The following is a 21,019-nucleotide window of genomic DNA, read 5'->3' on the forward strand; positions in this document are numbered from 1 at the left end:
CCCAGGTTGCTAAGCCCATTATTGTAGCGGCTTGGTCGCTCAGTTGGCAGCGTTGTTGTGATAAGAGAGTCGAGTTTGGCTCTACAGGCTGCCTGTGCAACGCGTATCATGTGAGGCACTCTTATTGGCAATTCTTTTTAAGCAATCTTATTTAACAATGGAACTTGGTTATGGCTCGCGCTCCGATCGTCCTCGTCGATGGCTCTTCCTATCTGTACCGTGCCTTTCATGCGCTGCCGCCGCTAACGACCTCCAATGGTCAGCCAACGGGCGCGGTGAAAGGCGTGTTAAACATGCTCAAACGGCTGATTAAGGATTATCCCGAAAGCCCCATGGCGGTGGTGTTTGACGCGCCGGGCAAAACCTTCCGTGATGAGCTGTACAGCGACTATAAAGCGCACCGCCCGCCGATGCCCGATGACCTACGCAGCCAGATCGCTCCGCTGCACGCCTGCGTGAAGGCGCTGGGCCTGCCGCTGCTTTGTGTTGACGGCGTAGAGGCGGACGATGTGATTGGCACCCTGGCCCATCACGCCACCCAGGCGGGCCGCGATGCAGTGATCTCCACCGGCGATAAGGATATGGCGCAACTGGTCAATGCCCATATTACCCTGGTGAACACCATGAAGGATGAAACCCTGGATGAGGCGGGCGTAGAAGAAAAATTCGGCCTGCCGCCCGCATTGATTATCGATTTTCTCGCTCTGATGGGTGACAAGGTCGATAACATTCCCGGTGTGCCCGGCGTGGGTGAGAAGACCGCTATTGGCCTGCTGCAAGGCATGGGCGGTGGGCTGGAGACCATTTATGGTGACTTAGAACGAGTGAAAACGCTCACTTTCCGGGGCGCCAAAACACTGCCCAAGAAGCTTGAAGAGCATCGCGATCAGGCGTTTCTCTCCTATCAGCTGGCCACCATTAAAGTCGACTGCGAGTTGCCGGTGGGCTTGGATGATTTGGATATTGCTCATCCGGATCGCGAAGCGCTGGTCACCCTGTATAAAGAGATGGAATTCCGCCAGTGGCTGGGTGAGCTGCTGGAAGGCAAAGACGAAGGCGTGGATGACGTTAAGGGCGGCGAGCCTGCGCCCGTAAGCGCTGAGGAAGATGGTAGCGAGTCCGAGGGGGCGAGCGCTTCTGTGCAAGCCTCTGTTCGTGAGGATCAGGTCATCCTCGAACAGGTAGACTTCGATCGCTGGCTGGATCGGCTGCAAAACGCCGAGCGCTTCTGCTTCGACCTGGAAACCACCAGCCTTAATTATATGGACGCAGAAATCGTCGGGGTTGGCTTTTCGCTGGAAGCGGGGGAGGCGGCCTATATCCCGCTTGCCCACGACTACCTGGATGCGCCTAAGCAGCTTGACCGTAAAACGGTGCTGGCGGCGCTAAAACCGCTGCTGGAAGACCCGACAAAAACCAAGATTGGCCAAAACCTCAAGTACGATATTTCCGTGTTGGCCAACTATGCGATTTCCGTGGCAGGCCCATTTGCTGACACCATGCTGGCGTCGTATGTGCTCAATTCCACCGCCACCCGGCACGATATGGATTCGCTGGCGCTCAAGTATTTGGGTGAAAAGACCATCTCCTTTGAAGAGATTGCCGGTAAGGGCGCCAAGCAGTTGACCTTTAACCAGATTGCCCTGGAGCAAGCGGCGCCATACGCCTGCGAAGATGTCGATATCACCCTGCGGCTGCAGCAAGCGCTGCGTCCCCAGGTCGAAAGCGAAGGGCGTCTGGCGGAGGTGCTGGATAATATTGAGCTGCCGCTGATCAAAGTGCTCTCGCGCATCGAGCGAAACGGTGTCGCCGTGGATGCTGAGCTACTGCACAAACAGAGCCAACAGTTAGAGCAGCGCATTGGCGAATTAGAACGCGAGGCGTTTGAACTGGCCGGGCGCGAATTTAATCTCGGCTCACCCAAGCAGTTAGGGCAGATTCTGTTTGAAGAGCAGAAAATTCCGGTGCTCAAGAAAACCCCTAAAGGCGCACCTTCTACCGCGGAAGGTGTGCTGGAAGAGTTGGCGCTGGATTACCCGCTGCCCAAGGTGATTATGCAGCACCGGGGGCTGGCCAAGCTGAAGTCCACCTACACCGATAAGCTACCGCGTCTGCTCAATAAAGCCACTGGCCGGGTACACACCAGCTATCATCAGGCGGTCACTGCGACCGGGCGGCTGTCGTCGTCGGATCCCAACTTACAGAACATTCCCATCCGTACCGAAGAGGGGCGCAAAATTCGTCAGGCATTTATTGCCCGCCCTGGCTACCGTATTGTCGCCGCCGATTACTCGCAAATTGAGCTGCGTATTATGGCGCATTTATCTGAAGATAAAGGGCTGCTGGAAGCGTTTGCCGAAGGGCGTGATATTCACACCGCCACGGCGGCAGAAGTCTTCGGCACCTCTCTTGAGAAGGTCTCTGGCGATCAGCGCCGTAGCGCCAAAGCGATTAACTTCGGCTTGATCTACGGCATGAGTGCCTGGGGGCTGTCGCGTCAGCTGCATATCGAGCGCAACCAGGCGCAAACCTACATTGATCGTTACTTTGACCGCTATCCCAGCGTGGCCCGCTATATGGAGCGCATTCGCTCGCAAGCAGCAGAGGATGGTTTTGTCGAAACTGTATTAGGGCGGCGGCTTTACCTGCCGGAAATTCAGTCGCAAAACCGCAACCGCCGCCAAGGCGCTGAGCGCACCGCGATTAACGCGCCGATGCAGGGCACTGCCGCCGATATTATCAAGCAGGCGATGATCGATGTGGATGCGTGGCTAGCGGAAGGCGAGTTCGATGCGCTGATGGTGATGCAGGTGCACGATGAACTGGTGTTTGAAGTCGCCGAGAAACAGGTCGAGGCCTTTATCGAGCAGGTGCAAAAACGCATGCAGGGCGCGGCTGAGCTGAAAGTACCGCTGATTGTAGAAGCGGAGAGCGGTGCCAATTGGGATGAAGCGCACTAATGCCTACTACCAACACCGCAAGCCTCATTCGTTTACGCCTGCGTCTCTGAATGAGGAAGGGGGTGGATGGCATATTGTCGCAACAGTGCAATGCTTAAGTAAGGAATTGATCAAGATCAAATTGTTGGCTCGGGTGGAGGAATAGCCTATACACATCGCTTTGCCTGGGTTAGCACCTGTCTGTGGTTTCCCGGTGGGGCGAAAGGTGTGTTTAAGCTATCCATCGGGAGTCACTCATGGACATTGTTGAATTATCCAGGTTGCAGTTCGCCTTTACGGCGATGGTGCATTTCCTGTTTGTACCCTTAACGCTAGGGCTGTCGATACTTCTGGCGATCATGGAGTCGGTCTATGTCATGACCGGTAAAACCATTTATCGTCAGATGACCAAATTCTGGGGCAAGCTGTTTGGTATTAACTTTGCGTTAGGGGTAACGACCGGTATCGCCATGGAGTTCCAGTTCGGCACTAACTGGTCGTACTACTCTCACTATGTCGGCGATATTTTCGGAGCGCCCCTGGCGATAGAAGCCTTGATGGCGTTCTTCCTTGAGTCGACGCTGGTCGGGCTATTCTTCTTCGGCTGGGATCGCCTGTCAAAAGAGAAGCACCTGGCGGTTACCTGGTTCATGGCCTTGGCGACCAATATGTCAGCCCTGTGGATTCTGGTAGCCAATGGCTGGATGCAGCACCCCGTAGGGTCGGAGCTCAACCTAGCCACCATGCGTATGGAGTTGGTCAGCTTTGCAGAGGTACTGCTCAACCCCGTCGCCCAAGTCAAATTTGTGCATACCGTGTCAGCGGGGTACGTCACCGGGGCGATTTTCGTGTTGGCGATTTCAAGCTGGTACCTGCTCAAGGGGCGTGAGATTGCCTTTGCGCGGCGCAGCTTTGCGATTGCTTCTGCCTTCGGGTTGGCCAGCGCGCTATCGGTCATTGTACTGGGCGATGAGTCTGGCTATGAGCTGGGGGATGTGCAGAAGGTCAAGCTGGCCGCCATCGAAGCAGAGTGGCAAACCCATCCCGCACCTGCGGCTTTCACGCTATTTGGGCTCCCCAACGAGGCGGAACAGCACACCGACTTTGCCATCCGCATACCTGGTGTGATGGGCTTGATCGCCACGCGCTCGCTGAATACCGAAGTGATGGGTATTCGGGAGCTTAAGGAAGAGCACCGCGAGCGCATCGTCAATGGCCAGGAAGCCTACGCACTCATGCAGCGCCTGCGCAGTGATGAAGAGCGCGAAGGGGATATGGCTCGGTTCGAGGAAGTGCGCAGCGATCTTGGTTATGGGCTACTGCTCAGTGCCTATAGCGACGATGTAGCCAATGCGACCACAGCCGAAATTGATCAAGCCGTTGAAGCGTCGATTCCTAAGGTTTGGCCGCTTTTCTGGTCTTTTCGGGCCATGGTCGCCGCGGGCTTTAGCATGCTGTTGCTGTTTGCGCTGGCCTTCTGGCATAGCGTACGTCGTCAGCCAGAGAAGTCCCGGTGGCTACTTCGCTTCGCGCTGTTCAGCCTACCGCTGCCTTGGATTGCCTGTGAAGCGGGCTGGTTCGTGGCCGAATATGGGCGTCAGCCGTGGGCAATCGGCGAGATATTGCCGGTGCACTTGGCCATTTCCAGCCTGACTGCTGAGCAGGTGCTGTTTACCCTGATTTCTATTGGCGTCCTCTACACCACCTTCGTCATCATCGAAATGTGGCTGATGCAACACTTTGCCCGCAAAGGGCCCTCCGGTAGCGGTTACCTGGATGATGACGCTGAGTCTGACTATCCAATCTCAACCCCAGCACGGGAGGCATGATGATGGACTACGAAACCCTTAGGTTTGTCTGGTGGGTGCTGATCGGCGTGCTATTGGTGGGCTTCGCGGTCACCGATGGTTTTGATATGGGCGTTGCCGCCTTGCTCAACGTGGTCGGGCGCGGCGATGAGGAGCGCCGGGTGATGATCAACTCCATGGCGCCTCATTGGGACGGTAATCAGGTCTGGCTGGTCACCGCAGGGGGCGCACTGTTTGCTGCTTGGCCTCCAGTTTACGCAACAGCCTTCAATGGCTTCTATCTCGCCTTGATGCTGACGCTATTTGCGCTTTTCCTTCGCCCCCTGGCGTTCGATTATCGCTCCAAGTTGGAAAATCCCACATGGCGCCGTCGTTGGGATTGGGGGTTGACGATCGGCTCCGCCGTTCCCGCGCTGATCTTTGGTGTCGCTTTTGGCAATCTCTTGCAAGGCGTTCCCTTCCAGTTCGATGACTATCTGCGCCTGGAGTATCAGGGCGGCTTGCTGGGCCTATTGAACCCCTTTGCGCTATTGGCCGGGCTGTTGAGCCTGCTGATGTTCGTCACTCACGGAGCGGCTTGGTTGCAGCTTAAAACCGAGGGCGAACTGCGCAGCCGTAGTGCGGCCATCGGCAGCCTGACAGCACTGATATGCGCGGCACTGTTCGTGCTGGGTGGGGTGTGGCTGCTCCTGGGCGTTGATGGCTACCAAGTGACTAGCGTAATCGACACCCAAGGGTACAACGATACTACCGGTAAAATCGTGGCGGTCAGTGCTGGCGGCTGGATGACCAACTACAGCCGCTTCCCGCTGTTGTGGCTACTGCCAATACTGGGCGTCTTAGGTTTTGTGCTCTGCGCGCTGACCATGAAGCTGGGACGCCATGCGCTGGCATTTACCAGTTCGGCTGTCGCCATGGCGATGGTGGTGGTCACAACGGGCGTTACGATGTTTCCCTTCGTGATGCCGTCGTCGCTGAACCCCAACCATAGTCTAACCATGTGGGATGCCACGGCGAGCGAGTTGACGCTCAAGATCATGTTTGTGGTGGTGTGTGTTTTCGTGCCGTTGGTGCTGCTGTATACCGCCTGGAGTTACTGGGTCATGCGTGGACGCCTGAACGAGCAGTTTATTCGTGATAACGACAAAGCGCTTTACTGAGGAGGGTATCGTATGTGGTATTTCGCCTGGATTTTGGGTGTCACGCTGGCGGCCACCGTCAGCATTCTTAACGCCATGTGGCTTGAAGTGAATGGCTATGAAGGCGAATCCGAGCATGAGCGGAGCGACTGAAGCCAATGACCCGCGGCAGCGGCTGAACCGCTGCCTTGCCCCACAACGCTGGTGGTTGCGGGGCGCCACGCTGCTAGCGATGATCGGCGTGGTATTGCTGATTGCCCAGAGTTGGCTGTTGGCCACTATTTTTCACCATTGGTTACTGCTTTGGCAGGGTAGGGAGTCGCCGGGCCATCCGACGGTTTGGCTAGCAGGGCTGGCCATTTGCATGGTGCTACGCCCTTTTCTCCACGCTGGCCGGGAATGGCTGTCTCGTCAGGCCAGCCTGCGTGCTCGTGACGCCTTACGCAGCCAGTTATTAACGCAGCTTGGCCACCTTGGGCCGGTTAGGCGCCAATTTGGCAGTGATGGCGCCTTGGCCACTCAGGTGCTGGAGCAGGTGGATGCCTTGGACGGCTACGTTAGCCGCTATCGGGTACAGAGCTTGCTGGCGGTACTAGTGCCCTGTCTGATAGCGGCGGTGGTAGCGTTTTATAGCCCGCTGGCCGCGGGATTGATGCTAATGACCGCGCCGTTGGTGCCACTATTTATGATCCTGGTGGGACGTGCTGCTGCGGGTGCCAGTCAGCAGCAGTTCGTCGCCTTGGCGCGTATGGGGGGCCGCTTCCTCGACCTGGTTCGTGGGATGGCGACGCTACAGCGCATGGGAGCAACTGACCAAGCAGAGACCAAGGTCGCCCAGGCGAGTGATGCCTACCGTGGGCGTACTATGCGGGTGCTTAGACTTGCCTTTCTATCCAGCGCGGTGCTGGAGTTTTTTGCCGCGCTGGCGATTGCCTTGGTGGCGCTTTATCTCGGCTTAGGGCTGCTTGGCCTTTTGCCCTGGGCGAAAGCGGAGGTGCCGGTACCCTATCAGGGGGCGCTGTTTATTTTACTGCTGGCGCCCGAGTTCTATGCGCCGCTTCGCCAATTGGGCACTGACTATCATGCCCGGGCGGAAGCAATCGGTGCCATGCAGGCGTTGACGCCTCTGCTGGAAGCTGACACTTGGCAGCCTCAAGAGGCACCGCTACCCCCGGTAGCGAGAAACGTCGAGTCTTTCACCGTGGAGTGTAACGAGCTGAGTGTTCGGGGTGAAGGCGGTCGGCTTCGTCTGGCTCCGCTTAACCTCACGCTGGCGGCGGGCGAAAGGGTGTTGGTGCAGGGCGAAAGCGGAGTGGGCAAGTCGAGCCTTTTGCATGCGTTGTTGGGATTTAGCGCTTACCAGGGCAGCCTGGAGGCGAAGGGTTGCGAACTTGCCCAGTGGCCCCGCACCACCTGGCAACGCCAGCTTGGCTACCTCAGTCAGCAACCACCGATCCAGTCTGGCAGCATTGCAGATAACCTGCGCTTGGCGGCTCCGGATAAAACAGATCAAGAGCTTATTGAGGTTCTGACCCTGGTTGGCCTGTGGCCGATTCTGCTTCGCGGTAATGGGCTTGCCACGCAGCTGGGCGAGCGCGGACAGGGGCTATCCGGTGGCCAGCTACAACGTTTGGGATTGGCGCAGTTGCTGCTTCGTGATGCAGCGCTATGGCTATTCGATGAGCCCACGGCCCACCTTGATCCGGATGCCGCCTGGCAACTCAATGCATTGATCGGAAAGCTTAGCCGTGGGCGTAGCGTGCTTATCGTCAGTCACGAGTCGGCGGGGCTGGAGTGGGTCGATCGGCAAATTGAGCTGTCATCGAAAGAGGTCATGACATGCTGCGATTAAACAAGACCCCCTCTGTAGAACAACCTCCCACTATCCGGCTGCGTGATTTGCTGTTGCTTCGGCGTGGCGGCTGGTCGCTGGCGTTCTTGCTAGGCGCCGCCACGCTGCTGGCTGTGATTGGCTTGCTGGCTATCTCGGGTTGGTTTATTACCGCGGCGGCGGTTGCCGGTACGATGACGGCGACCGCCTTCGGTTTCGACTATTTTCGCCCCGCAGCGCTGATTCGTCTGTGCGCCATTGTGCGCACGGCCGGGCGCTACGGTGAACGCCTAGCGTCCCATGATGCCGCGCTAGGGTTGCTGAAGGATCTGCGTTGTCGATTGTTCATGGCATTGGGGAAAAAGCCATTACTGCAGGCGGCTTCCAGTCCTTCTCACCACGGCACGGCCAACGCTATGCATCGCCTTGTGACCGATATAGACCAGCTTGATCAGGTGGTATTACGGGCGCTCCTGCCCTGGGGCTGGGCCGGGCTAATGGTGGTGGTTGTCATGGCAGGGCTTTACTGGCTGAGTGGCACCCTGATGTGGGCTGCTTTGCCAGGAGTGCTGTTAGCCTGGCTGGGGTTGCCGTTACTGGCGTTATGGCGTGGTATTGATCAGGCACGCCAGAGTGCCGAACTTGCTGAGCGTCGTCGGGTGGCACTGATTGAGCCCTTGGCAGCCATTACCTCATTAGTGCTGTGGGGGCGATGGCCAGAGATGGCGCAACGAGTGAAAAAATGGGACGCCGACTACTTGGCGCATCAGGAGCGCCAGCAACTGCTTGCCAGCCTGACCACCGCGTTGCAGCAGGTGGCGCTGGGAGCTGCCATCGTTAGTGTGCTATGGCAGGCAGAAGCACTGTTAGCGGCCAGCCATTTGACGGTGCCAATGCTGTTAGCCGCCGTCTTGGCGATCCTGGCATTAGGGGAAATATTGGCACCACTGACCCATAGTTTTCTTGCCTTGGGCGCGAGCCTTGCCGCACGGAATCGCCTCAATGCCCTGTCGGAAGTGGCGCCGAGGGCGCAAACCGCTATTGAAGAGGCTGAAACCGCACCGCTCAGCTGGCAGCTAAATGTCAGCCAATTAACAGCACGCCTGCCTGGCGCACTGGTGGGGCCGCAACGTATCAACCTGGCGTTGAAGAGCGGTGAAATACTCTGTTTACATGGCCCCTCGGGGTGTGGCAAATCGACCTTGTTGCAGGTATTGGCCGGCGAGTTGCTGCCGCTGTCCGGGGAGTGTTGCCTTAATGGTTATCCCATTGAGCAGTGGTCAATGCACAACGCCGTCGGCTATCTGCCCCAACAGTGGGATTTGTTTGACATGAGTCTGGCGGAAAATCTACGCCTTGGTGCCCGTCATGCCGGTGATAGTGAGCTGTGGAGCGTTCTTGATGATTTGGCGCTAGGCACCTGGGCGCGAGGGTTGCCCCAGGGGCTTGAGACACCTTTGGGCGAGTATGGAGCAGCCGTCTCTGGAGGTCAGGCGAGACGTATCGCCCTGGGGCGGGTGCTGCTGGCGCGACGGCCCATTCTGCTGCTCGACGAGCCGTTAGCCGGGCTTGACGCGGTAACTCGGCGTCATGTCGTCACCAGCCTTGTGTGCCGCGCACAGCATGGGATTCTGGTTATTTCCAGCCACGTGCCATTAGAGCTGCCTGAAAGTCAGGTGCGTACCCTCTATATGCAGGAAGATGGTCGTCCCCGGCGCTTTCCGCCAGTGCCAGCATGTTTAGAAGCGCTATAACGCAAAACACCCGCAGCTGCGGGTGTTTCTAGCCTCTACTTAGGTGGTTTTTGCCTAGCGAGGTTCTTCCTTCAATGCGGGCAGGGGGGCTTAACGCCAGCCGACGCGATCAAAAATGCGGATCGCTTCAGGGTTGTTTTCACCTAGCACGCTGATGTTCACGTCATCCGTTTTGAAGTTGCCCCAGGATTCCAGCACCGGGTCTTTCTTGATGCCGTCAACTACCGGGAACTCATTGTTGCCGGAGGCGAAAATTTCCTGAGCAGTGTCGGAAGACAGGTATTCGAGGAAGCGAATGGCGTTTTCGCGGTTAGGCGCACCTTCCACCACACCGGCTCCGCCAACGTTCACGTGAGTGCCGCGGTCATCCTGGTTGGGGAAAATAATCCCCACTTTGCGAGCCGCTTCACGCTCGGCGTCGTCGTCGGATTTTAGCAGGCGAACATAGTAGTAGTGGTTAGCCACAGCGATGTCACACTCGCCGCTGGCCACGCCCAGAATCTGGTCGGTATCGCCACCTTCCGGATCCCGCGCCATGTTATTGACCACGCCCTGGGCCCACTCTTCAGCACCCTCTTCACCGTGGTGCTCGATCATTGCGGCCAGCAGCGACTGGTTGTAAATGTTGTTGGAAGAACGAATGCACACCTTGCCTTCAAACTGCGGGTCGGCAAGGTCTTCGTAGCTAGTGATCTGGCTCGGATCGAAGTTTTCACGGTTATAGAAAATAACCCGTGCGCGCTGACTAAAGCCGAACCACAGGCCGTCAGGGTGGCGCATGGCTTCGGGCAGGCGCTCGTTGAGAACGTCCGACTCGACGCTTTGGAAGATGCCTTCATCTTCAGCGCGCCAGAGGCGGCCAGCATCGACGGTGAGCATGATGTCTGCAGGGCTGGCCACACCTTCGCGCTGAATGCGCTCGATCAGCTGATCGGAGTCGCCTTCAAGGATGTTGACTTCGATGCCTGTCTCTTCGGTGAACGCATCGTAGAGGCGCTCGTCAGAGTCGTAGTGGCGTGCGGAGTAAAGGTTGAGCTCGTCTGCCACGACCTGACCGGCAAACGTAGCGCCCACCATCATCGCTGCCATCGGAGCAACAAAGCGTACGGTTTTCATCAAGCACATCCTTATTTATTGAATGATAATAAGTTACATTATTAACATTGTTATTGAAGCGTTTCGTATGCCTTCAGTCAAGAGCAAATGCCTACCCAAAAGGTGGTACGTGCATATCGGGGCAATTAAAAATAGAATGCAAACAACTTTCAAATGTACTGAATCCGCGTTTAGTCTTTTAGAGGTGCGGTTTGCTCACCTGGAAAGTGCTATTCAGACAGTGCTAATTAATAGCGGTGATTTATGACGGCAACTCTAAAGGTAACTGAAAGAAGGGCTGCTGAGGAAGCGCCCGGCTCTTCGGCGTTAACCCTGCGTAATGTACGCCACGCTTATGATGGCCATACGGTCGTAAAAGGGGTGGATTTAAGCGTTGCTCCAGGCGAGGTGGTCTGCCTATTGGGGCCCTCTGGTTGTGGCAAAACAACGCTGCTGCGTATCGCAGCGGGCCTTGAAGTACTGCAAGAGGGCAGCGTTTACTTGGAGGATATTTATATTGCAGGCCCGGGTCAGCGTCACGTGCCGCCGGAGAAACGCAATGTCGGGCTGGCGTTTCAAGACTCGGCACTTTTCCCCCACTTAACCGTTTTGGAAAATGTCACCTTTGGGCTTAAACATTTAGCTTCTCGCGAACGTCGGGAGCGGGCGGCCAAACTGCTTGAGCAGTTGGGTATGGCTGCGTATATCGATGTTTACCCGCATATGCTTTCAGGGGGGCAACAGCAGCGGGTGGCCCTGGCACGGGCGCTGGCGCCATCTCCGCGCTTAATGCTGTTGGATGAACCGTTTTCAAGCCTTGATGCGCGGCTGCGAGACCGAATCCGCGACGATACGCTGCACGTGCTTAAAAAAGTCGGCGCGGCGACGTTGCTGGTGACCCATGACCCCGAAGAGGCCATGTTTATGGCCGATCGCATCGCGCTAATGCGGGATGGCCGGATCGTGCAAACGGGAACGCCGCGAGAGCTTTACTGCTCACCTCAAGACCCTTTTGTCGTGACCTTTTTTGGCGACGTCAATGAGCTACAGGGCAAGGTGCATAACGGCGCGGTTAACACGCCCGTGGGGCGGGTGCCGGCCGGTGGGCTAGCGGAAGGCAGCGACGCCCAGGTCATGATTCGCCCTGAGGCGTTACGAATTGTTGAGCGTGAACTGCCTGCGGATGAGCACCGCCATAGCCATGTGGTAATGGCGAAGCTGCTGGGGCGCACCAGCCTGCTACACCTGTGTGCCCATGGTGGAAACGGCCTTGAGGCCCACCTGCACGCCCGCGTACCTGGGGTGTTTTTACCCGCGGAGGGGCAGCCAGTGGATATTCACCTCGACCTTTCACAGGTATTTGTTTTTCCCCTTGTGGCCTAGCAATTAGTGCTTGGCATTTAGCTTTTACGACTGAGCGCCGGGACGTGAGCGGCGCATGGCCATGCTAAGCAGAATGACCGGCAGGATGCCCACTACCACAATTGCCAATGACGAGGTCGATGCTTCGGCCAATCGCTCGTCAGAGGCGAGATTATGCGCCCGCACGGCCAGGGTGTCGAAGTTGAAGGGGCGCAGAATAATCGTCGCGGGCAGCTCCTTCATGACGTCAACGAAGACTAAAATCCCCGCTGCCAGTAGGCTGCTGCGCATCATCGGTGTGTGAATATGGCGCAGCGTGCCGCCTGCGGTTTGCCCCAGGGTACGCGAAGCGGCATCCATACTGGGTGTTACTTTGCCTAGGCTCGCCTCAACGGCATTGAACGAGACGGCTAAAAAGCGCACCACGTAGGCGTATAGCAAGATAAACGCCGACCCACTGAATACCAGGCCAATGATGTAGCCATAGTGATTATTGAGCCAGGTGTTAAGGGCGTTATCCAACCAGGCAAACGGGATTAAAATACCCACCGCGACCACCGAACCCGGGATCGCGTAGCCCATGGAGGCGACCCGGGAAGCCACCCGCGCAAACGTCGTATCGTGCATGCGTACGCCGTAACTCAGCACCACCGCCAAGCCTACGGCGATCAGCGCGGCCACGGTTGCCAGCCCCAGGCTGTTCCAGGCGTAGCCGATAAAGCGCGAGCCCCATAGCGAATCACCCCCCTGCAGGGCTAAATTGAGCAGAATGCCGCTGGGCAGTAAAAAACCCACCAGCACCGGCACCAGACAAGCCAGCGTCGCTGCCGCTGCGCGCCAGCCGTGCAGAGCGTATTCGGGCAACTGCTGATAGCGATTGGTGGTATGGAAATAGCGACGCTTTCCCCGCGACCAGCGTTCCAGCAGCACTAACACAATCACGAAGGTGAGCAGGCACGCCGCTAACTGAGCCGCCGCCACCTGCTCGCCCATGCCGAACCAGGTGCGGTAGATACCGGTGGTAAAGGTATCAACGCCGAAGAACTGAACGGCACCGAACTCGTTAAGCGTCTCCATCAATACCAGCGATACCCCGCCCACCAGCGCCGGGCGTGCCAGCGGAACGGCGACGCTGGCAAACAGTTTCCAGGGGCCGCGCCCTAGCGTGCGCCCTACATCCAGCACGCATACCGATTGCTCAAGAAATGAAGCGCGGGCCAGCAGGTAGACGTAGGGGTAAAGCACCAGGGTAATCACCGTCGCGGCGCCACCAAGGGAGCGAATATTGGGAAAGTAGTAGTCGCCATATTCCCAGCCAAATGTCTCGCGTAGTAGGCTTTGTAACGGCCCAGCAAATTGGAGAAAGTCGGTGTAAGCGTAGGCGATAACGTAGGTGGGTACTGCTAACGGCAGCAGTAGCGCCCACTCGAATAGCCGCTTGCCGGGAAAGCGGCACATGACCACCAGCCAGGCCGTCCCGGTACCGATGATAAGCGTGCCGAGTCCTACGGTCACAACGAGCCAGAAGGTGTTGTTCAAATAACGGCCAAGTACGGTGCTGGCCAAGTGTTGCCAAACGCCATCGGTGGGCATTGCGATATGGGCAAACACCACCAGCACAGGCAGCGCCACGACGAATGCCACTGCTATCAGGGCAATCGACCAGGGGCTAGCGCGACGGCTAAGTGAAGAGGAGAAGGCGAATAGCCCGCGATAGCCGGATCTGAACAAACGAACACTCCTTGCAGCAGCGTAAAGTGGCGCAGCGCACTTAATGCGAAATAGTGACGGGCGTGAATAGTAGCACTGGCGCTGCGCTGCTGCAGCTTTGCAGGCGGGTAGGTGGTGCAAAAAAGCCCGCCGAAGCGGGCCATAATGGTTGGACGTTAAGCTTTAAGTTCAGAGGGCCTAGTAACCGCCCAACAGCATTCTAGGCAGGCCGGTAATCAACCATGGGAAGAACGCCATTAGCGTACAAGCCAGCAGAATCAAGGCGACGAAAGGCACGACCGCTTTGTACAGATCGACGATTTCGACCCCAGGTGGTGCCACGCCTTTTAAGTAGAACAGCGCATAGCCAAAGGGCGGGGTCAGGAACGATGTCTGCAGTACTACCGCCACCATCACCACGAACCAGAGCATATCCACGCCCATGGTTTCGACGATGGGCAGCATGATCGGGAAGCTCAGTAGTACGATGCCGGTCCAATCCAGGAACATGCCCAGGATAAATACCAGGAACAGCATCAGGATCAGTGCCCCAATGGTGCCGCCAGGCATTGCCAGCACAAGGTCGCTAATCACGGTCATGCCGCCACCACGCGAGAACACACCGGTAAAGGCCGTGGCACCGACGAGTACCAGCATGACCATGGTGGTGGTCTTGCCCGCCTCTATCATCGTCCAGAAGCAGGTGCTGATTTTGCGGTCGCCGAAGATCATAAACAGGATAAAGGCGATAAAGACGCCGATAGCGGATGCTTCAGTGGCGGTGGCGACGCCGGTAAATAACGCGCCCAGCACGCCCAGGATCAACGACATGGGGGGAAGCACATACTTGGCCAGCATGATCAGCAGTTGTTTAGTGCTGACTTCGGCGCGTTCTTCGGCTGGTACCTTAGGGCCATAGTGCGGTTTGATGTAGCAGATGATCAGTACGTAGAGTGCATACATGACCCCAAGTAGCAGGCCGGGAATCAGCGCGCCAGCAAACAGTGCGCCCACGGAAACCGGTGAGTAGCTGGCCATCAGAATGAGCATGATGCTGGGCGGAATCAAGATGCCTAAGCAACCGCTGGCCATAATAACGCCTGCGCTCAGCTCTTTGTTGTAGCCATACTTGAGCATCGGCACCAGGGCAATCATGCCCATTACCGCAATTGAAGCGCCAACAATACCGGTGGTAGCCGCTAGCAGCACCGACACAATGACCACGGTAAGCGCCAAGCCACCGCGCAGGTTGGCCAGCAATAGGCGCATGGCGTCAAACATCTTCTCAGTAACACCAGAGTCGTTTAAGAACCTCGCCATCAATATGAATAGCGGTATCGCGACCAGGACATAGTTATCCATGGCGTTACCGAAAATATTGTTGATCAGGGTGCCGAGAATGCGCTCGCCGGGGCCAAGAAAGGCACCGATAACGGCTACACCGCCTAGCACAAACGCCAACGGGTGGCCCATAAACAGCCCCACCATCAGGCCGCCAAACATCACCAGCGTGAGTACTTCAGGACTTAGGTTCATGCTGATGCCTCCTCACGAAGCTGCATGATGGCACGCAGCACAATGGCAATTGCCTGCAGCAGAATCAGGATAGCGGCCACCACAATCACCCCTTTGATCGGGTAGACCGGGATTGAGACCATGCCATAGGTGGTTTCACCGCGGCTCCAGGCGCGTTCAAAGAAGCTCCAGCCCAGGGTGATCAGCATCCAGATAAAGGGGACAAAGAAAATCAGGTAACCAAGCACTTCAAGCACTGCTTGCTTTTTGCGCGACAGCAGACGTTTTAATATATCGACTTCCACGTGGGCATGATGTTTGAGCCCATAGGCCGCCATTAGCATAAAGTGGGCGCCAAACAGCATTTTGGTCACGTCAAATGCCCAGTCGCTAGGGCGCCCAAACAGAAAACGTGACGCAATATCGTAAAGAACAATCAGGGTAATGATGGCAATCAATGGAGCGATGACACGCCCAAAAGCTTCATTGATGGCATCGATCGCCTTGGCAATCGCATTCATGGAAGATCTCCGCGGTCAGCACAAAAAAACCGCCCTGGCAAACACCAAGGCGGCACAGAAGCGCCTTACAGGCAGGCTTCGATCTCTTCCAGTGAGGGCAGGTTATCCATCACGCGACTCATGTTGAAAGGAGCGGAAACATCGCGCCAGGTCGCGTAGTGCTCAAGGTAGGCAATCATCGACTGGTAGACCTTGGCGTGGTCAGCAGATTCGCAAGCACCGCGCAGAATCACCTCGTTGGTGACTTCCTGAATGCGCGCCAAATCTTCTTCAGAGAACTGATTGATCGTGACGCCCGCGTCGATAAACTTCTGTGTGGCTTCGGTCGACTGGCGCTCAGACCAGGCCAGTGACCATGCCATGGTGGCATCCGCCGCAATACGCAGAGTCTCTTGGGTCTCTTCTGAGAGGGCATCCCAGGCGTCTTTATTGATCATTACGCCAAATACGCTGGCAGACTGGTGCCAACCGGGGGTTGCCCAGTAGTCCGCCACTTCGGCAAAACCGGCATTGAAATCAACGCCAGGGGTGGAGAATTCACCCGCATCGATAACGCCGCGTTCAATGGCTTGGTAGACTTCACCACCCGCCAGAGTGACTTGCGAGCCGCCCAGCTCTTCGAGTACGCGGCCCTGGTCGCGGCCCGAAAGGCGCAGACGCTTGCCTTCCAGGTCGGCAATGCTTTCAATCGGGGTGCGGCCCATAAAGCCCGACTCATTGTTGGTAATGCCGTAAGGCAGATAAACCATGTTGAACTGGCCGTAGATCTCTTCGTACAGCTCGCGGCCGCCCCACTGCTGAATCCAGTTAAGGTAATCAACGCCATTAAACAGGCTGGTGGTCGTGGCCAGTGGTGAAAAAGCGGGGTTCAAGCCGGCCCAATAGCCCGGCCAGTCGCCTGCGGCTTCAATGCTGCCCGTTTCGGTGGCGTCAAATACTTCTGTGCCGGGCATCAGCGTACCGCCTGCGCGGAAATTGATCTGTAGCTCTTCTCCCGCCAATTGATTGACCAGTTCCACCCAGTGCTGGTCAATCTTGATCAGGTCAAGGTTTTCCGGCCAGGTGCTGGTCATTGTCCACTCTTCTTGTGCTTGGGCGGTGGTCGTTAAGGCAGCGAAGGCAATACCAGCGGCAAGGCCGGTGAGGGCAAATTTGTTCATTGTTTTCATGGTGTATTTCCTGGTTTGGCGCGTGGCGTTATTAGTGTTGGGTAACTGAATGCAGGAAAGTGCAGCGCTGCTGGGTTACGTTTACGTAAACATGGGTTTTAGCGCTGCAGAGCTAAATTAGCACAACAACCCCGCTGCAGTGCAATATCAGTAATGTAAGAGATTTCAGCCGTTGGTTTTTATGGGAAAACCCTGTTGGTTTAATTAAAACAAATAGTTATGTTGTTTTTTAAGCGTCGAGATGAGTAGTTGCGTCGCTCAAGAACGTTGAAAGGAGTTAAATTGTTCAACCAAAGTTGTAGCATAAGCGCTCCATAAGAGGCTCAGCGGCGCACTTACACACTTAATAGGGTAACGTGATGGGAAGCAGTCGCGCTGGAGCAGGAAATCATTTGTTAAATATCCATGTGCTAGAGAATAAACCGCAAGCGCGGATGGTGGCGGCGTTGGTTCATCATGCGCAGCGTTTGGCCCGACGCCGCTGGCGCCAGCTTGTGTGGCTAAGCGGCGATGCCGAGCAGTGCCAATCCATTGCGCAGGCTTTATGGCAAGCCCACCCCTGGAGTGCGCCGTTATGGGTGGGGGGCGAACACCTGTCGCCACGCAAGGCGCGCACGCGCCTGGGCGCAGAACACCAGTTGGTAGTGCTCGACACCCACCGCACCGGGTTTGATCCCGAAGCCTTGGGGGCGCTGGCGGGAACGCTCACCGCCGGTGGTTTGCTGGTATTGCTCACCCCGCAGCCGTGGGGAGAGTCACCGGATCCAGACTACGCACGTTTTGCTGATCATCCCTGGCGCTGGTCAGAGCTGAGCTGCCACTACCCGGCGCGCTTAGCGCGCCAGTTGCAGGCCTCGTCTCAGGTAGTGCGCTGGCGCGCTGACCAGACGCTGTATCTACCTCGACTGCCTGTGCGCAAAGCAGATGAAGCCGCAAGTGGCGATAGCGACTGCCTGACTTCAGACCAAGCCTACGCAGTGACACAGCTGGTTGGCTTAAAGCGCCGCCGCCCGTTGGTAATAACCGCTGATCGTGGGCGCGGCAAAAGCGCCGCGCTGGGCATTGCCTGTGCTCGGCTGCTGACCCACAAAGCCCAACGAGTAGTGCTCACCGCGCCGCGGCTGAGTGCGGTGGAGAGCGTGTTCGAGCGGGTAGCGGAACTCTGCCCGGATGGCCGTCGTGTCGCTACCGGCCACTTTGTATTGGCCGAGGGCAGCGAACTGATGTTTTTACCCCCGGATGTGCTCACCGAGCAGGTTAACGCTCAGCAGCAGGGCGGTGATGGCAGTTATCTAATGGTCGATGAGGCGGCGGCGATTCCCGCTGCACTGTTGGGCCAGTGGCTCGCGGTCTTTCCGCGTATTGCTTTTGCCACTACGGTGCACGGCTATGAGGGGTCGGGAAGAGGCTTCGCCTTGCGCTTTCGCGCGACCCTTGATCGCCTGACGCCCCAGTGGAAAGCGCTAACGCTTAACGCACCGATCCGCTGGCGCAGCGGCGACCCGTTGGAAGCTCTGGTCAATCAACTGCTGTTGTTAAAAGCACCGCTGCCCAGCGCTCAGACGGATGGCAGCGCAGTGGCAACCAAGGTGATTGATCGAGCTCGCCTCGCCCATCAAGACGCTATGTTGGAGAAGCTGTTTGGGCTGCTGGTACAGTCGCACTACCGCACCTCTCCCAATGACCTGCGCCAACTGCTTGACAGCCCGGGTGCTCAGCTACGCATGATTGAGCAGGCAGGTGAACCTCAAGCGGTGTTGGTCACCCGTGAAGAGGGCGGCTTTGAGGCCACTCTTGCCGACCGGGTCGCCCGCGGTGAACGACGTCCCCAGGGGCATTTGTTGGCGCAATCGTTGGCAACCCATGCCGGTAGCCGTGAGGCATTGACTGCCCGCTGGCGTCGAGTGGTACGTATCGCTACCCACCCCGAGCGGCGACGCCAAGGCTTGGGGCAAGCGTTACTAGGCGAGGATATGGACGCTGCCAAGCAGCAAGGTGCTGCACTTTATGGCGCGACCTTCGGCGCTGAAGCGTCACTGCTGCGCTTTTGGCTGGCGCTGGGTTTTACGCCGGTACGCTTAGGGATTACTCGGGAGACATCCACCGGGGAGTTCGCTGTTATGGTGGCCAAAGCGTTGAATTCAGAGGGCGAGGCGGTGCTTGCTGATCTTAGTGAGCGCTTCCAGACGGCGCTCCCAGCTCTGCTGGCTTTTGAACTCAAGGCGCTACCCGCAGCAGTGCTCGTAGTGCTGCTCGCTCAAATGCCAAGTATGCCACTGAGTGACCGCGAGTGGCAGGATATCGAGGACGTAGCGACCGCCCATCGCGACCCCGCTCTTGCCCGCTCGGCTCTGCAAGCCTTGGCCCGCGTAGCCAGCCACCGCGCTTTAACTGAGACACAACAGCAGGCACATCAACAATTATCTGCCTGGGCGTTCCAAAATATCGCTCTGGCGGATGCTCATAACGACGCAGTGAAATCCCTGCGCCTCGCTGTCAACAGCCTCATTGAGGTAAAGTAGATCGGTTACCGATAACGAAGAGTCTTTATGAACGCACATCTTGACGCGCTTGAGCCCTCCTTGGTTTGGCGCCACTTTCGAACGCTTTGTAATACGCCGCGCCCCTCTGGGCATGAGGCGGCACTCGTCGCTACCCTCGAAAGCTGGGCCGATGCCCAAGGCCTCGCCCACGACCGGGATACCTTCGGTAATTTACGCCTGCTTAAGCCAGCCTCTCCCGGCTGCGAACAGGCGCCCGGCGTGGTACTCCAGGGCCACCTGGACATGGTGGCCCAGGCCAACAGCGATCATGCTCACGACTTTACCCGCGACCCGATCAGTACCTATGTGGCCGACGGCTGGCTGCACGCCGATGGCACCACTTTGGGCGCAGACAACGGATTGGGCGTGGCGGCGATTCTCGCCGTGCTGGAAGACCCTGATTTACGCCACGGGCCGTTGGAAGCGCTATTCACCTTGGAAGAAGAGACCTCCATGGGCGGCGCTCTGAACCTGGCTGAAAATTGGCTCGAAGGTTCGCTGCTACTCAACCTGGATAGCGAAGATCGGGGGCAGGTCTATATTGGCTGTGCGGGCGGGGCCGACGTTGAAGTCGATGCCCAACTGCCCAGTGCCGCCGCTGGCGACCACGAGCGGGTGATCGAAATCGTCTTGACCGGCCTGAAGGGTGGCCACTCCGGCGCGGATATCCATAAGCCGCTGGGTAACGCCAACCGGTTGTTGGTTAGAGTGCTGCGCTCCCTTGAGGCGTTTGATGCGCGCTTGATTAGCTACCAAGGCGGCACCTTGCGCAATGCGATTCCCCGGGAAGCCTTTGCCCAGGTGGCACTGCCCGCCGATGAAGTGGATGCAGCCATGGTGTCTATCGCCGGGCTGGAAACGATTCTGTTAAGAGAGTTAGGCAGTGGCGACAGCGGCCTTAAAATTAGCGCCCAACGTCTGACTGAGATACCCGACGCGGAGCCGCTAACCTTGGACGCCAGCGTTATGCTGCTGGCCGCGCTTCACGCTGCCCCCTGTGGCGTCGAGCGGATGAGCGCGGATGTGCCAGGCGTAGTGGAAACCTCCAATAACCTGGGCGTGCTAAGCCTGGAAAATGGCCGGTTACATCTCTGCGCACTGGTACGCTCACTCCACGACAGTGCGGTGGTGGCCATGGGGGATCGCTTTCAAGCGCTGTTTGGATTGATCGGCGCACGGGTAAAAGTTGAGAACAGCTACCCAGGTTGGGCGCCGAATCCGAATGGCGAGCTTCTAGCGACCTTTAAAGCCCGCCATGCGGCGCTGCTGGGCCGTGAGCCGGAGGTGAAGGTGATTCATGCCGGGCTCGAGTGCGGCATTCTTGGCGGCAAATACCCGCATTTGGATATGATCTCTTTTGGCCCGCTGATTCGCGGCGCCCATTCGCCGGATGAGCGGGTAGAGATCGCCTCTGTGGAGGAGTTTTGGTCAATGCTGCGGGCGCTGATTGAAGATCTTGCCGATCAGCGCTAGTTCTCCTACGCGAATATAAAAACGGCACCTAGATGAACTGACCCCATAAACTTGGACAGTGAAAAACTAAGCAGCCAAGGCCTGATTTCGGTACTGCACCGGACTCAGGCCTTTTAATTTGGTCTTAATCCGCTCGTGATTGTAGTAATGGATATAGTGC

General features: G+C 57.4%; 15 protein-coding genes. 9 read left to right on the forward strand and 6 right to left on the reverse strand.

Annotated elements, in window-relative coordinates:
• The first annotated feature begins 170 nt into the window (after positions 1 to 170).
• The 6 genes from polA (at position 171) to cydC (ending at position 9,471) form a co-directional block, all read left to right on the forward strand.
• Positions 171 to 2,960 carry a DNA polymerase I gene (gene polA / locus ACW17M_RS23095; protein ID WP_457548173.1) on the forward strand — a complete coding sequence of 930 codons (2,790 nt, stop codon included), beginning with the start codon at positions 171 to 173 and terminating at the stop codon, positions 2,958 to 2,960.
• Positions 2,961 to 3,196: 236 nt separating this feature from the next.
• Entirely contained in the window at positions 3,197 to 4,768 is a 1,572-nt protein-coding gene (locus tag ACW17M_RS23100) for a cytochrome ubiquinol oxidase subunit I (RefSeq protein WP_041159519.1), read from the forward strand.
• The gene (cydB, locus tag ACW17M_RS23105; protein ID WP_081742606.1) at positions 4,765 to 5,907 is read left to right on the forward strand and encodes a cytochrome d ubiquinol oxidase subunit II; all 1,143 of its coding nucleotides are present in this window, start codon (positions 4,765 to 4,767) and stop codon (positions 5,905 to 5,907) included. Before ACW17M_RS23100 ends, cydB begins: the two co-directional genes overlap by 4 nt.
• A gap of 12 nt (positions 5,908 to 5,919) precedes the next feature.
• Positions 5,920 to 6,039, forward strand: coding sequence for a cytochrome bd-I oxidase subunit CydX (gene cydX / locus ACW17M_RS23110; protein ID WP_051052215.1), 120 nt, complete (start codon positions 5,920 to 5,922; stop codon positions 6,037 to 6,039).
• A complete protein-coding gene (gene cydD / locus ACW17M_RS23115) occupies positions 6,023 to 7,738 on the forward strand; it encodes a thiol reductant ABC exporter subunit CydD (RefSeq protein WP_457548174.1) in 1,716 nt (571 codons plus the stop codon). The genes cydX and cydD overlap by 17 nt, the downstream gene beginning before the upstream one ends.
• Positions 7,726 to 9,471, forward strand: a complete 1,746-nt coding sequence (gene cydC / locus ACW17M_RS23120; protein WP_457548175.1) for a thiol reductant ABC exporter subunit CydC — start codon at positions 7,726 to 7,728, stop codon at positions 9,469 to 9,471. The genes cydD and cydC overlap by 13 nt, the downstream gene beginning before the upstream one ends.
• 90 nt (positions 9,472 to 9,561) lie before the next feature.
• Here the strand turns inward: cydC and ACW17M_RS23125 are convergent, their stop codons facing one another.
• Positions 9,562 to 10,587: a Fe(3+) ABC transporter substrate-binding protein gene (locus tag ACW17M_RS23125; protein ID WP_022522061.1), complete on the reverse strand. Its 1,026-nt coding sequence runs from the start codon at positions 10,585 to 10,587 to the stop codon at positions 9,562 to 9,564.
• Between the two features lie 243 nt (positions 10,588 to 10,830).
• Between ACW17M_RS23125 and ACW17M_RS23130 the strand changes: the two genes are divergently transcribed.
• A complete protein-coding gene (locus tag ACW17M_RS23130) occupies positions 10,831 to 11,949 on the forward strand; it encodes an ABC transporter ATP-binding protein (protein WP_027958853.1) in 1,119 nt (372 codons plus the stop codon).
• A gap of 24 nt (positions 11,950 to 11,973) precedes the next feature.
• Here ACW17M_RS23130 and ACW17M_RS23135 read toward each other — a convergent pair whose 3' ends face one another.
• The 4 genes from ACW17M_RS23135 to dctP form a co-directional block, all read right to left on the reverse strand.
• Positions 11,974 to 13,659 carry an ABC transporter permease gene (locus ACW17M_RS23135; RefSeq protein WP_427770862.1) on the reverse strand — a complete coding sequence of 562 codons (1,686 nt, stop codon included), beginning with the start codon at positions 13,657 to 13,659 and terminating at the stop codon, positions 11,974 to 11,976.
• Positions 13,660 to 13,836: 177 nt separating this feature from the next.
• Positions 13,837 to 15,174 carry a TRAP transporter large permease gene (locus ACW17M_RS23140; protein ID WP_009288578.1) on the reverse strand — a complete coding sequence of 446 codons (1,338 nt, stop codon included), beginning with the start codon at positions 15,172 to 15,174 and terminating at the stop codon, positions 13,837 to 13,839.
• On the reverse strand, positions 15,171 to 15,674 hold the full coding sequence (locus ACW17M_RS23145) for a TRAP transporter small permease subunit (protein WP_138799844.1): 504 nt from the start codon (positions 15,672 to 15,674) through the stop codon (positions 15,171 to 15,173). The genes ACW17M_RS23140 and ACW17M_RS23145 overlap by 4 nt, the downstream gene beginning before the upstream one ends.
• 65 nt (positions 15,675 to 15,739) lie before the next feature.
• A complete protein-coding gene (gene dctP, locus ACW17M_RS23150) occupies positions 15,740 to 16,843 on the reverse strand; it encodes a TRAP transporter substrate-binding protein DctP (RefSeq protein ID WP_009288576.1) in 1,104 nt (367 codons plus the stop codon).
• A gap of 434 nt (positions 16,844 to 17,277) precedes the next feature.
• Between dctP and ACW17M_RS23155 the strand changes: the two genes are divergently transcribed.
• Together ACW17M_RS23155 and ACW17M_RS23160 are read left to right on the forward strand one after the other, a co-directional pair.
• The gene (locus ACW17M_RS23155; RefSeq protein WP_457548177.1) at positions 17,278 to 19,365 is read left to right on the forward strand and encodes a tRNA(Met) cytidine acetyltransferase TmcA; all 2,088 of its coding nucleotides are present in this window, start codon (positions 17,278 to 17,280) and stop codon (positions 19,363 to 19,365) included.
• Positions 19,366 to 19,392: 27 nt separating this feature from the next.
• Positions 19,393 to 20,859: an aminoacyl-histidine dipeptidase gene (locus tag ACW17M_RS23160; protein ID WP_457548176.1), complete on the forward strand. Its 1,467-nt coding sequence runs from the start codon at positions 19,393 to 19,395 to the stop codon at positions 20,857 to 20,859.
• Between the two features lie 66 nt (positions 20,860 to 20,925).
• Here the strand turns inward: ACW17M_RS23160 and ACW17M_RS23165 are convergent.
• On the reverse strand, positions 20,926 to 21,019 hold a 94-nt coding region (locus ACW17M_RS23165; RefSeq protein WP_161463789.1), incomplete at its 5' end, for an IS3 family transposase.

The sequence above is a fragment of the Vreelandella sp. 2A-K22 genome, assembly GCF_054065485.1.

What these genes read in the sequence shown, in the direction of transcription:
- polA (WP_457548173.1), top strand. Translation starts at nt 171, where the DNA reads ATGGCTCGCGCTCCGATCGTCCTCGTCGATGGCTCTTCCTATCTGTAC.
- ACW17M_RS23100 (WP_041159519.1), top strand. Translation starts at nt 3,197, where the DNA reads ATGGACATTGTTGAATTATCCAGGTTGCAGTTCGCCTTTACGGCGATG.
- cydB (WP_081742606.1), top strand. Translation starts at nt 4,765, where the DNA reads ATGATGATGGACTACGAAACCCTTAGGTTTGTCTGGTGGGTGCTGATC.
- cydX (WP_051052215.1), top strand. Translation starts at nt 5,920, where the DNA reads ATGTGGTATTTCGCCTGGATTTTGGGTGTCACGCTGGCGGCCACCGTC.
- cydD (WP_457548174.1), top strand. Translation starts at nt 6,023, where the DNA reads ATGAGCGGAGCGACTGAAGCCAATGACCCGCGGCAGCGGCTGAACCGC.
- cydC (WP_457548175.1), top strand. Translation starts at nt 7,726, where the DNA reads ATGCTGCGATTAAACAAGACCCCCTCTGTAGAACAACCTCCCACTATC.
- ACW17M_RS23125 (WP_022522061.1), bottom strand. Translation starts at nt 10,587, where the DNA reads ATGAAAACCGTACGCTTTGTTGCTCCGATGGCAGCGATGATGGTGGGC.
- ACW17M_RS23130 (WP_027958853.1), top strand. Translation starts at nt 10,831, where the DNA reads ATGACGGCAACTCTAAAGGTAACTGAAAGAAGGGCTGCTGAGGAAGCG.
- ACW17M_RS23140 (WP_009288578.1), bottom strand. Translation starts at nt 15,174, where the DNA reads ATGAACCTAAGTCCTGAAGTACTCACGCTGGTGATGTTTGGCGGCCTG.
- ACW17M_RS23145 (WP_138799844.1), bottom strand. Translation starts at nt 15,674, where the DNA reads ATGAATGCGATTGCCAAGGCGATCGATGCCATCAATGAAGCTTTTGGG.
- dctP (WP_009288576.1), bottom strand. Translation starts at nt 16,843, where the DNA reads ATGAAAACAATGAACAAATTTGCCCTCACCGGCCTTGCCGCTGGTATT.
- ACW17M_RS23155 (WP_457548177.1), top strand. Translation starts at nt 17,278, where the DNA reads ATGGTGGCGGCGTTGGTTCATCATGCGCAGCGTTTGGCCCGACGCCGC.
- ACW17M_RS23160 (WP_457548176.1), top strand. Translation starts at nt 19,393, where the DNA reads ATGAACGCACATCTTGACGCGCTTGAGCCCTCCTTGGTTTGGCGCCAC.